The sequence below is a fragment of the Aeromonas encheleia genome, from assembly GCF_900637545.1.
Lineage (GTDB): Bacteria > Pseudomonadota > Gammaproteobacteria > Enterobacterales > Aeromonadaceae > Aeromonas > Aeromonas encheleia.
Genome location: NZ_LR134376.1, coordinates 3,715,306 through 3,726,952, shown reverse-complemented (window position 1 = coordinate 3,726,952; position 11,647 = coordinate 3,715,306). Strand labels below are relative to the sequence as shown.

Genomic DNA, 11,647 nt, shown 5'->3' with positions numbered 1-11,647 from the left:
GTCGAACAAGGACGTTCATGAAAATTTCAAGCAAGTTGTTGTTTAGCTTTTGTTTTATCAATCTGCTCATCATCCTCTCCTCCGCCCTGGTGTACCACCAGCTGGGCCGGATCCAGCAGTCGCAGTCGGCCTTGCTGGAGCAGGCCCTGCCTGCCCTGCAGCGGGATGAGGCGAGCCAGAAGGCGCTGATCGCCACCGTCTCCTCCCTGCGGGCCTACCTCATCCTCGGCAAGGATCCGGCCCAGGCCCAGCGCCTCAAGCTGGAGTGGGACGGCGCCTGGCAGGCCATCGAGCGGCAGGCGTTTACCCCCGCCCTGACCCGGGCCCTCAAGGCGTTCAAGGGCAAGCAGGAGAAGGTGTGGGCCCTGGCTCACACCGAGGAGAACCTGCCGGCCCATAGCCTGATGCTGCTGGAGGCGGGCCCCCTGGCCGAGGCGGCACTCGATCAGCTGCAATCCTTCGCCAATGAAGAGGTGGCGACGCCACAGGCGCAGTTGCCCGGCGATAGGCGCCTGCTGCTCAAGCAGGTGGGCGATGCCTACAACGGCCTCGCCAACGCCCTCTCCGCCCTGCGGGATTTCCTCATCTCCGGGGACAAGGAGTATCAGGCCAAGTACCAGGATTACTACCAGTTTCATCTGCAGCGGGTGGCCGAGCTGAAACAGCAGCAGGGCCAGTTCACCGAGGCCGAGCAGGGGCTCTGGGCCCTGTTCGAGCAGATGTCGGCACCCTTCGCCGAGCTGGTCGGCCAGGTGATCGCCAGGCGGCAGGCGCCCGACTGGGATCAGGCCAATCACCTGATGGCCACCGACGTCGAGCCGGCTCTGGACAGGCTCGCCGGCCAGCTGGCGTCCCAGGTGACCCACACCCGGGCTGAGGTCGACAAGATCGCCGGTCAGATGGCCGCCGCCGGCCAGACCATCCATCACAGCCTGCTGCTGACCACCCTCAGCACCATATCGCTCGGCACCCTGGTGGCCCTGCTGTTCAGCCGCCGGCTGACCCGGGACATCGCCAGCCTGGTGGCCCGTGCCGGACTGGTGGCGGATGGCCGGTTGCCGGCCGCGCCCCTGCCGGTATTGCGGCGAGACGAGCTGGGTGGCTTGACCGGCTCCATCAACCGGATGTCGGGCCAACTGCGTCAGCTGGTGGGGGAGATCCAGGGGGCCGTGGGGCAGGTGGAAGGCGCCTGCGGCGAGGTGGGGCGTACCAGCAACATCATAGTGGGGGATCTGGCGAGCCAGAATCAGCGGGTCGATACGGTCGCCGCGGCCATAGAGCAGATGTCGGCCAGCACCCGGGACGTGGCGGGCAACATTGCCGAGGCGGCCGAGGCGGCCCGCCAGACCGAGCGACAGGCCCGCCAGGGGGGCGATGCCCTAACGCGCATGACCACCACCATGCAGCAGATCGCCGCCATGATTGCCGAGGCCAACCAGGCGATGGGGCAGCTGAGCCGCCAGAGTGAACAGGTGGGGCGTGTCACCGAGGTCATCGCCACCCTCGCCGAGCAGACCAACTTGCTGGCGCTCAACGCGGCCATAGAGGCGGCGCGCGCCGGGGAGCAGGGCCGTGGTTTTGCCGTGGTGGCGGACGAGGTGCGCCAGCTCGCCAGTCGCACCAGCCAGTCGACGGCGGAGATCAACCTGACCATCGCCAGCATCCAGCAGCAGACCCGGCAGACCGCCGACACCGTGGGCAGCGGCACCCGGCTGGTGGAGCAGGGGCACGGCGCCGTGGCGTCGGTGACCGAGACCCTGGAGACCATGACCCGGCTGGTGCAGGATCTCTGCGGTCAGCTGGGGGCCATCGCCACCGCCACCGAGCAGCAGTCGCGGGTGGCGCAGGAGGTGGCCGGGACTGTCGAGGAGATCGCCGGGCTCAGCCGCCAATCCAGTGAGCGCAGTCAGCAGGGGGAGGAGATAGTCGCCAGGCTGAGCCGGGAGACGGGGCGCCTGACCTCGGTCATCAGCCGATTCGAGCTGGGATAAGGCAGAGGCGGGCAAATGCCCGCCTCTTGCTTGATAGTGGTGACGAAAGGCTTGGTTGTCGAAGCTGCTGCCGGCCTCTTGAGGGAGCGGGCTGATCTGCCCGTGTCACCCTGTTATCCTAGGCTCGGCTTATCGTCAGTCCAGGCGCCGGAAGGCCTGGTTGTCGAAGCTGCTGCTGGTCTCCTGATTGAGCAGGCTGACCAGCAGGAATGGGGGCGCTTCTCGCCGCAGACGTCTGGGTAGGGTCAGTCCAGGCGCCGGAAGGCCTGGTTGTCGAAGCTGCTACTGGTCTCCTGGTTGAGCAGGCTGACCAGCAGGATCGCCCGCTTCTCGCCATCCGGCTCCAGATAGATGGCCTCGAACCCGGCAAGGGGGCCAGATTCGATAAGCACCTTGTCCCCCTGCGTCGGCAGGCAAGCATAGCTGGCCCTGGCCTCATCGCTGTCGTCACGGCTCATCAGCCGATAGATTAGCTGGCTGCTGACATCCGTCCACTCCTTGCCGAAGTGAACGATGCGGCTGATGCCGCGGGTCGACTTCAGGGTGATGGGCGAGACCTCGTCGAGATCCACGTGGATGAACAGGTAGTTGGGAAACATGGGCTCACGCACCGGTACCCGCTTGCCGCGGCGCAGCTTCTCGATTTCCACCATGGGGTAATAGGATTCGACACCCTGGGCTGCCAGATGGGCGCGGGCGCGGGCTTCTTCCTTAGGCTTGCAGTAGGCCAGATACCATTTTTTCATTGTTCTGTTTTGTGTTTGTTACCGTGCTGACGCCCATGATAACGGGGGCAAAAAAAAAGGCCACGCTTGGCGCGGCCTTTTTTGCAGAGTGAGTGATTACCAACCTTTTACCAGACCGCCCTTGAACAGTTCGGTCCCTTTCTTGTAGACCTCGTCGGTCTGGAAGGACTGGACGAACTGCTTGACCTTCTCTTCGTCCTTGTTGTTTTCACGGGCGACGATCAGGTTGACGTAGGGGGACTCCTTGTCTTCGACAAACAGGCCGTTCTCGGTCGGGGTCAGGCCAATCTGACCGGCGAAGGTGTTGTTGATGATGGAGAGATCAACATCTTCCAGGGAGCGGGGCAGCTGAGCGGCTTCCAGCTCGACGATCTTGAAGTTGCGCGGGTTGCTGGCGATGTCCAGCACCGTCGCTTCCAGACCGGCGCCTTCCTTCAGCTTCAGCAGGCCCTGCTTCTCCAGCAGGATCAGGGAGCGACCCAGGTTGGTCGGATCGTTTGGCACCGCGATCTGGGCACCGTCCTTGAGCTCGCTCAGGGCCTTGATCTTCTTGGAGTAACCGGCGATCGGGTAGACGAAGGTGTTGCCAACCGGTACCAGTTTGAAGCCGCGATCACGGATCTGCGCATCCAGATAGGGTTTGTGCTGGAAGGCGTTGACGTCGACGCTGCCATCGTTCAGGGCCACGTTGGGGGTGACGTAGTCGGAGAAGGTGACGATCTCGACGTTCAGACCGTATTTCTCCTTGGCCACCTTGGCCGCGGTCTCGACCAGCTCGGTCTCGGGGCCGGCGATGGCGCCGACCTTCAGGGTCTTGTTCTCTTCTTTCTGGCCGCAGCCGACCAGTACCAGAGTTGCCAGCAGCGCTGCCGCAGCGGATTTAATGCCCAATTTCATAAAAACCTCCTGTCAGAAATCGACGATTAACGATGATCACATTGTTTGACCAGGCGCTCACCCGCGCTCTGGATGAGTTGAACCAGCACTACCAGAATGACCACGGTGACCAGCATGACGGTTGGATCGAAGCGCTGGTAACCGTAGCGAATACCCACATCCCCCAGACCACCACCACCGATGGCACCGGCCATGGCGGAGTAGTTCACGAGCGTGACGAGCGTGATGATGACGCTGTTGAGGATCCCGGGCAGGGCCTCGGGCAGCAGCACCTTGGCGATGATTTGCAAGGGTTTGGCACCCATGGCCTTGGCGGCCTCGAGCAGCCCATCCGGCACCTCCATCAGCGCCCCTTCCACCAGACGGGCGATGAAGGGGATGCAACCGACGGTCAGCGGCACTATGGCGGCTATGGTGCCGATGCTGGTGCCGACGATCAGCCGGGTCAGCGGAATGATGGCGACCAGCAGTATGATGAAGGGCACAGAGCGACCGACGTTGACTATGATGCCGAGCGTCTTGTTCAGCAGCGGGTTGGCCAGGATCTGGCCGGCCTTGGTCACGTGCAGTGCCACGCCGAGCGGCAGCCCGAGCAGGCAGCCAAACAGGGCGGAGGCAAACACCATGATCAGGGTGTCGCCGAGGGCCGTGAACAGCAGATTAATCATTGCTTCGGACATAGCCCATTACCTCCAGCTGAATATGGTTGTCGATGAAGAACTGCTGGGTGGCCTCGCACTGGGCCTCGTCCCCGAACAGCTCGGCCAGCAGGAAGCCGAACTTGACCCCGCCGGCGTACTCGATGTCCGCACTCAGGATGCTGATATCGATGTTGAAACGGCGGCTCACCTCGGAAATCAGCGGCGAATCGACCGTGCTGCCGGTGAAGCCGAGCTTGACCAGCGGATAACTGTTGGCCACCCGCTCGGGGCTCATCCTGTCCTGATACTCCTGCGGTACCTCCAGATGGATGGTGGAGTGGATGAAGTCACGGGCCAGCTGGGTCTTGGCATTGCTGAAGAACCAGGCCACCTCGCCCTGCTCGATCAGGCTGCCGTCGCTGATGATGGCCACCTCGTCGCAGATCCCCTTCACCACGTCCATCTCGTGGGTGATGAGCAAGATGGTGAGCCCCAGCTTGAGGTTGATCTCCTTGAGCAGGCTCAGGATGGAGCGGGTGGTCTGGGGATCGAGCGCCGAGGTGGCCTCGTCACAGAGCAGCACCTTGGGGGCCGGCGCCAGGGCGCGGGCGATGGCGACGCGCTGCTTCTGACCACCGGACAGCTCGGATGGATAGGCGTGGGCGCGGGCCTCCAGCCCGACCAGGGCGAGCAGCTCCTCGACCCTCGCCTGGATCTGCGCCTTGCTCCAGCCCGCCAGCTCCAGCGGGAAGGCGATGTTGGCGAACACGGTGCGGGAGGCGAGCAGGTTGAAGTGTTGGAAAATCATGCCGATCTGACGACGGGCCTGGGTCAGATCCCGCTCGGGCAGGGCCGCCAGATCCTGGCCATCGACAAAGACCTGGCCCTGGGTGGGGCGCTCCAGCAGGTTGACGCAACGAATAAGGGTGCTCTTGCCGGCACCGGAGGCGCCGATCACCCCGAAAATCTTGCCTTGTGGCACATGCAGGCTCACGTCACGCAGGGCGTGCACGGCGTCACTGCCTTTACCGTAGACTTTGTTGAGACCGATCAACTTAATCATGGATTCTTCCGTGCTAACAGCCTTAAAGCACAGGGCGCTACAGGCGGGTGAATTGGGCAGAGGTTTCACTGGGTTGCTCTGCCATCATGGAGGATGATGCTAAGATGTCCGGATGGCTGTGTCAACGCATGTTTCTACGTCTAGACGTCTAAAAAAATGCTAAGGATTCCCACCGGATGACTATGGAAAGTGGTGATTTCGCAGGTGGCGATATTGAATTTCGATTATTGGTTAAATTTCCGAATATAAGCTGGTTAATGCAGCTTAAATATCAGTTTTGTTAGCCAGCGCCAGAACCGACTATCTCCCCGTCTTCATCACCCGTGCTTAAGGTCGCATAGATACTGGCAGCTTGTCCCCTGCTCTTTTCTGAGCCATCCCCTTGATGAAGAACAATAAATGACCAGTCACGCCAGCAGGGGCGGGGCCTTGGGAAGGGGTGGCGAGCCATCGGCATCCTGGCTCGGGAGCAGAGAGAACGGTTGAGCAGGCCGGTTTGGGGTTGCGCCCCGCTGATCGCCCGCCGCCCAATGACAGAGGCCCGGCATATGCCGGGCCTCTGTCATCTATAGGAAGTGGATCACTATAAGGGGAAGTAGACTCAGCCCCCTTGCTCCACGGCATGGAGTGCCGCCCCTATGATGCCGGCCTGATTGAGGCTGGCCGCGGCGACCAGCGGGGCCCGGGTCTCGATCCTGTCGATGAACTTGTCGAGCTTGGCGGCGCTGCCGCCCCCCAGGATGAAAAGATCGGGGGAGAACAGGAACTCCAGTCTGGCCAGATACTTGTTGAAACGCTTGCCCCAGCGGCTCCAGGAGAGATCCTCGCGCTTGCGCACGGCGTCCGAGCAGTAGTGCTCGGCGATCATGCCTTCCAGCATCAGGTGGCCCAGCTCGGTGTTCGGCAGCAGCTGGCCGTTGACGAACAGGGCGGTGCCGATGCCGGTGCCGACGGTGATGAGGATGATGACCCCCTTGCGATCCCGGCCGGTGCCGAAGCGCATCTCGGCAAGACCCGCCGCATCGGCATCGTTGAGCACGTGGCAGGGCAGGCCGGTCACATCCGCAAACAGGTGGGCGGCATCGGTCTCGACCCAGCTCTTGTCGATGTTGGCGGCACTCTTGGCGATACCGTTGTGAATGATGGCGGGGAAGCCGCAACCCACGGGACCCTTCCATTCGAAGTGTTCGACCAGCGCCTTGAGGGTGTGGGCGATGGCGGCCGGGGTAGCCGGTTGCGGGGTGGCCAGGCGGTAACGTTCACCGATGAGCATGCCCGTCTCGGTATCGACCAGGCAGCCCTTGATCCCGGATCCCCCTATATCTACTCCCAACATCTGCATCAGAGTGTTCCTTTTTAGTGTGCCGAGGGTCAAACGTCGGCAGAGCATGAAAAAATGACCCGCATCCGGCAAGGGGCAGATCACTTAGGCGTGATCCGGCAGACCTTTTTCGATGCAGCGGATCAACAAGCGAGTCTTTTTGCTGTCATCCTGCTGGCGTTGGGCCAGGGTCGCCAGCGCCCACTCGATATGTTCGGCCACCATGGGCTCGGCCGCGCCGAGCGCTTGTTGCAGGGCGTCGCTCACCGCTGCGGTGGCCGGGCCGTTGCCAAGCGCCACCGCCAGGTTGCGGCGCCAGCGTTGATAACCGATGCGGCGGATGGGGCTGCCCTCGGTGTGCTTCAAGAACTCGGCCTCCGACCACTGCCAGAGGTCGAGCAGGGGCGGGCGGTGCAGATTGGGGCGAGGGCTGAAGTCGGGCTCCGGGCTCACATCAGCATAGCGATTCCAGGGGCAGATCAGCTGGCAGTCGTCGCAGCCATAGATGCGGTTGCCCAGCAGGGGGCGCAGCTCCAGCGGAATGGGCTCGTCGCTCTCTATGGTGAGGTAGGAGATGCAGCGCCGGCCATCCACCACATAGGGCGCGACGATGGCGCCGGTGGGGCAGATGTTGATGCAGGCCACGCACTTGCCGCACTGCTCTTTCTCCACCGGGGCGTCCATCGGCAGTGGCAGATCGACCAGCAACTCCCCGAGGAAGAAGAAGGAGCCGGCCGCTTCGTTGAGCAGCAGCGAATGCTTGCCCACCCAGCCGAGCCCCGCCTTGGCCGCCAGCGGGCGCTCCAGCACCGGGGCCGAGTCGACGAAGGGACGCCAGCCTAGCGTCTCGCAGCGTTGCTCGATGCGCTCCCCCAGCTGCTTGAGCCGGTTGCGCAGCACCTTGTGGTAGTCGCGGCCGAGCGCATAGCGGCTGATGTAGCCCAGGGTGGGATCGCGCAGGGTGGCGGCAAAGCCCGCCTCGAAGGGGAGATAGTTCATCCGCACCGACAGCACCCGCAGGGTGCCGGGCAGCAGCTCATGGGGCCTGGCCCGCATCATGCCGTGGCGGGCCATGTAGTCCATGCTGCCGTGATAGCCGGCGTCCAGCCAGGCCTGCAATCTGGGCTCCTCGACGGCGAGATCCGTGTCGGTGATGCCGACCTGGTCAAATCCTAGCTCGCGTGCCCAGAGCTTGATATCTTGGGCCAGTTGCTGGAGTTCGGTGGCCGTCATGCTGCCTCATCTGCCTGCAGGCGGAGGGTCTGCATCCATGGGCGATAATGTGGCAAGGGCCGGGCATCGTCATGCCGGGTCATACGCCGGGCGGGGAGCCGGGCCACTAGAGGATGAAGGTCGGGAGCCGTCATGGTACAGGTTATCGAGGACGCTATCAGCGGGAAAGAAGGCACCAGTTTAGCACAGCCGCTGTGGCGGGCCGAACAGATCCGCACGCTGGAGCAGCGCTGGGCCCGGCGCGGAGGGTGCGACACCTATGAGCTGATGACGCGGGCCGGCGCGGCCCTGCTCTGCTACGCCAGCCACCACTGGCCCCAGTGCGGCAACTGGTGGATCTTCGTTGGCCCCGGCAACAATGGCGGCGACGGCTATGTGCTGGCGCGCCTCGCCAGACGGATCGGCCTCGATCCTCTGGTGATCGCCGCCCGGGCCCCCGGCCTGCTGACAGGGGATGCCAGACGGGCCGCCGATGAGTGGCTAGGCGCTGGGGGCAGCGTGCAGCTGGTCGACGAGCTCGAACTCTCGTCGCTGACGCCACCGGATCTGGTGATAGATGCACTGCTCGGCACCGGTGTCCATATCCCCCTCTCCCCTTCCATGACAAAGATCGTCGCAACAATCAATGGCTTGAATGCCCCCGTACTGGCGGTGGACCTGCCCTCCGGGCTCAACGCCGACACCGGCCGCGCCATGGGCGCCCTGGTGCGTGCCACTCGCACCCTCAGCTTCATCGGCATCAAGCAGGGCATGCTGACCGCCGACGGGGTGGACGGTGTTGGCCAGCTCGACTGCGACAGCCTCGGGGTGACGCCGGACGCCGACCTTGTTCCCGCCGCCGAGCGGATCGATTACCCCGCCCTCAAGTCCCTGCTGACCCCGCGCCCTCGCTCGGCGCACAAGGGCCGCAACGGCAGGGTCCTGCTGGTGGGGGGCAACCTGGGCATGCAGGGGGCCATACTGCTGGCGGGGCTGGCCTGCCTGCGGGCGGGGGCCGGTCTGGTGCGGCTGTGCCAGCACCCGAGCCATGGCGCCGTCAGCCAGGTGCAGCCCGAGCTGATGAGCGGGCAAGCCGGCATCGACGAGGACTGGGCCGAGGTGAAGGTGGTGGGGCCCGGGCTCGGTCAGGATGAGTGGGGACGCGCCCAGTACGAGCGGCTGGTCAGGGCCGACGGGGCGTTGGTATTGGACGCCGATGGATTGAATTGGCTGGCGCAGGGGCCCCGTCATCAGGATAATTGGGTGCTCACGCCCCACCCCGGGGAGGCGGCCCGCCTGCTGGGCTGCACCATAGCCGAGATCGAGACGGATCGCTTCGCCGCCGTCGCGCGGCTGCAGCGGCGATACGGCGGCGTCGTGCTGCTCAAGGGGGCGGGCTCGCTCATCTGCGATGGCCAGCGCATCAGCCTCTGCGATGAAGGCAACCCCGGCATGGCCAGTGGCGGCATGGGCGACCTGTTATCTGGTATAATCGCCGCCCTCCTGGCACAGGGCTGGTCTGCCAGCATGGCAACCCGGCTGGGGGCCGTGATCCACGGCGAGGCGGCCGATCTGGCTGCCGCCGAGGGGGAGAGGGGCATGCTGGCATCGGATCTGCTGCCCTGGATCCGCCGTCTGGTCAATCCGACACAGTAACAAGTAACAAGAAGAACATGGCAAAAACGTTGATGATGACACTGCCGGATGAGGCAGCAACAGTGGCACTGGGTGGCCGTTTGGCACAGGCGTGCCAGCAGGCGACCACGGTATTCCTGCACGGCTCTCTGGGGGCCGGCAAGACCACCCTGACCCGCGGTTGGGTGCAGGGGCTCGGCCATCAAGGCAAGGTTAAGAGTCCAACCTATACCCTGGTCGAACCCTATGAGCTGGACCGCTGGCAGGTCTACCACTTCGACCTCTATCGCCTTGCCGATCCGGAAGAGCTGGAGTTCATGGGGATTCGGGACTATTTCGGCGCCGATACCCTCTGCCTGGTCGAGTGGCCGGAGAAAGGGGAGGGCTGGCTGCCATCCCCGGATCTGGAGATTACCCTGACGTATGTACACGAGCAGCGCGAGGCCCTGATAGCGGCCCGCACTGCTATCGGCGAAGCCATTCTGGAACGGTTGTCATCTCAGTGCGCTTGATCCTTGTTATTGTCCTCTCCTTGATGGCCTTACCCTCCTGGGCGAATCAGCTCAAGAGTGTGCGGGTCTGGCCGTCGCCGGATAACACCCGGGTGGTGCTCGACATGAGCAGCGCCCCCAATTTCAACTACTTCACCCTGAGCGGCCCGAGCCGCCTGGTGATCGACCTGAAAGGGGCGAGCAACGCCGCCAATCTGACTCGCATCGGGAACAAGAGCGAGCTGGTGCGCAAGATCCGCGAGAGCACGCCCCTCGAGAAGGGCAGCCTGCGTCTGGTGCTGGATCTCAGCTCCACCATCAAGCCGGTGGTGTTCCCGTTGGCGCCGGCGGGCCCCTACGGTCACCGGCTGGTGATCGACTTGCCCTATGAAGAGAAGGGGGCCACCACGGCCCAGGCAGCGCCGGTCGGCGGACAGGGCAAGGCCATCGTCATCGCCATCGATCCGGGCCATGGCGGGGAAGATCCAGGCTCCATAGGCCCGCGCCGCACCTACGAGAAACGGGTGACCCTGGCGGTGTCGCAGAAGCTGGCGGCGCTGATCGATCGCGAGCCGGGCATGCGCGCCGTGATGACCCGCCGTGGTGACTACTTCGTCGACCTCAACAAGCGCTCCGAGATCGCCCGCAAGGCCAAGGCCGATCTGCTGGTGTCGGTGCATGCGGACAGCTTCCACAACTCCACGCCGCGCGGCGCCTCGGTCTGGGTGCTGTCGACCAACCGTGCCAACCGCGAGATGGGCAGCTGGCTGGAGAAGCAGGAGAAACAGGGCGAACTGCTGGGCGGGGTAGGCAAGGTATTGGCCGAATCCGACCCCAACCCCTATCTGGCGCAGACCTTCCTCGATCTCTCCATGGACAAGTCCAGGGCCGAGGGTTATGACGTCAGCCGCCAGATCCTGCGCTCCATGGGCAAGGTCGCCCGGCTGCACAAGAAGGCGCCGGAGCACGCCAGCCTGGCGGTGCTCAAGGCGCCGGATATCCCCTCGGTGCTGGTGGAGACCGGCTTCATCTCCAACCATGGGGAAGAGAAGCTGCTGGCCACCGCCAGTTATCAGGATCAGCTGGCGCGCGCCATCTTTGAGGGGATCCGCAACTACTATCGCAGCCACCCGACCAAGGGCCCCATGATGACCGGCAAGGGCCAGCAAGTGGCCAGGAGCAGTCAGCCGGCGGCGAAAAAGGCGGTGGTTGCGGCCGCGCCCCGGCAGCAGGTGACCAACCGCATGCCGGCGACGGTGCCGAGCCGCAGCAATGATGGCGGCGCCCCGGTCAGCAGCGTCAGCGGCGGATCCGGCGCCGGGGTGATCAAGCCCTATTCGGTGGCGTCCAAGGAGCCGAGCGTGCCGGTCACCAGCGCGCAGAGCAACGACAAGTCCAAGATGATCCGCCACGTGGTCACTCGTGGCCAGAGCCTCTCCCGTCTCGCCGAGAAGCACGGAGTGAGCCAGGCGAAGCTGGTCGAGATCAACAAACTCAAGTCGCGGGACATCCAGATTGGGCAGGTGATCTATATCCCCCAAGGATAAGAATCGGGAGCCAGCGATGGCGATCCCTATTTTGGCCCCCATTCTGGCCAAGCAGATTGCCACCGGCGAGGTGGTGGAACGGCCAGCCTTCGTTGTGAAGGCG

General features: G+C 64.0%; 10 protein-coding genes and 1 pseudogene. 4 read left to right on the top strand and 7 right to left on the bottom strand.

What is annotated here, in order from left to right:
- The first annotated feature begins 17 nt into the window (after positions 1-17).
- Positions 18-1,991 carry a HAMP domain-containing methyl-accepting chemotaxis protein gene (locus tag EL255_RS17160; protein WP_042654260.1) on the top strand — a complete coding sequence of 658 codons (1,974 nt, stop codon included), beginning with the start codon at positions 18-20 and terminating at the stop codon, positions 1,989-1,991.
- Between the two features lie 135 nt (positions 1,992-2,126).
- On the opposite strand, the pseudogene EL255_RS21845 reads toward EL255_RS17160, so the two are convergent.
- The 7 genes and pseudogenes from EL255_RS21845 to queG all read right to left on the bottom strand — a co-directional run.
- Positions 2,127-2,198, bottom strand: a pseudogene (locus tag EL255_RS21845) (transcription/translation regulatory transformer protein RfaH); the annotation flags it as partial.
- A 38-nt stretch (positions 2,199-2,236) separates the two neighbouring features.
- Positions 2,237-2,737: a transcription/translation regulatory transformer protein RfaH gene (rfaH, locus tag EL255_RS17155; RefSeq protein WP_042654258.1), complete on the bottom strand. Its 501-nt coding sequence runs from the start codon at positions 2,735-2,737 to the stop codon at positions 2,237-2,239.
- Positions 2,738-2,833: 96 nt separating this feature from the next.
- A complete protein-coding gene (gene metQ, locus EL255_RS17150; protein ID WP_033128759.1) occupies positions 2,834-3,634 on the bottom strand; it encodes a methionine ABC transporter substrate-binding lipoprotein MetQ in 801 nt (266 codons plus the stop codon).
- A 26-nt stretch (positions 3,635-3,660) separates the two neighbouring features.
- Positions 3,661-4,314: a methionine ABC transporter permease gene (locus tag EL255_RS17145; protein ID WP_042654257.1), complete on the bottom strand. Its 654-nt coding sequence runs from the start codon at positions 4,312-4,314 to the stop codon at positions 3,661-3,663.
- Positions 4,295-5,338: a methionine ABC transporter ATP-binding protein MetN gene (gene metN, locus EL255_RS17140; RefSeq protein ID WP_042654256.1), complete on the bottom strand. Its 1,044-nt coding sequence runs from the start codon at positions 5,336-5,338 to the stop codon at positions 4,295-4,297. Before metN ends, EL255_RS17145 begins: the two co-directional genes overlap by 20 nt.
- Before the next feature lie 601 nt (positions 5,339-5,939).
- Entirely contained in the window at positions 5,940-6,680 is a 741-nt protein-coding gene (gene ppgK, locus EL255_RS17135) for a polyphosphate--glucose phosphotransferase (RefSeq protein ID WP_042654255.1), read from the bottom strand.
- Between the two features lie 84 nt (positions 6,681-6,764).
- On the bottom strand, positions 6,765-7,892 hold the full coding sequence (queG, locus tag EL255_RS17130) for a tRNA epoxyqueuosine(34) reductase QueG (protein WP_042654254.1): 1,128 nt from the start codon (positions 7,890-7,892) through the stop codon (positions 6,765-6,767).
- A 132-nt stretch (positions 7,893-8,024) separates the two neighbouring features.
- Here queG and EL255_RS17125 point away from each other — a divergent pair, with 132 nt between their 5' ends.
- The 3 genes from EL255_RS17125 to EL255_RS17115 are packed head-to-tail and all read left to right on the top strand — an operon-like array spanning position 8,025 to position 11,544.
- Positions 8,025-9,527: a bifunctional ADP-dependent NAD(P)H-hydrate dehydratase/NAD(P)H-hydrate epimerase gene (locus tag EL255_RS17125; protein ID WP_042654253.1), complete on the top strand. Its 1,503-nt coding sequence runs from the start codon at positions 8,025-8,027 to the stop codon at positions 9,525-9,527.
- A gap of 17 nt (positions 9,528-9,544) precedes the next feature.
- Positions 9,545-10,018 (top strand): tRNA (adenosine(37)-N6)-threonylcarbamoyltransferase complex ATPase subunit type 1 TsaE, encoded by a 474-nt coding sequence (gene tsaE / locus EL255_RS17120; protein WP_042654252.1) that lies wholly within the window; start codon positions 9,545-9,547, stop codon positions 10,016-10,018.
- A 23-nt stretch (positions 10,019-10,041) separates the two neighbouring features.
- Complete coding sequence (locus EL255_RS17115) at positions 10,042-11,544, top strand: N-acetylmuramoyl-L-alanine amidase (protein ID WP_232018955.1); 1,503 nt, start codon at positions 10,042-10,044, stop codon at positions 11,542-11,544.
- The last annotated feature ends 103 nt before the right edge of the window (positions 11,545-11,647 follow it).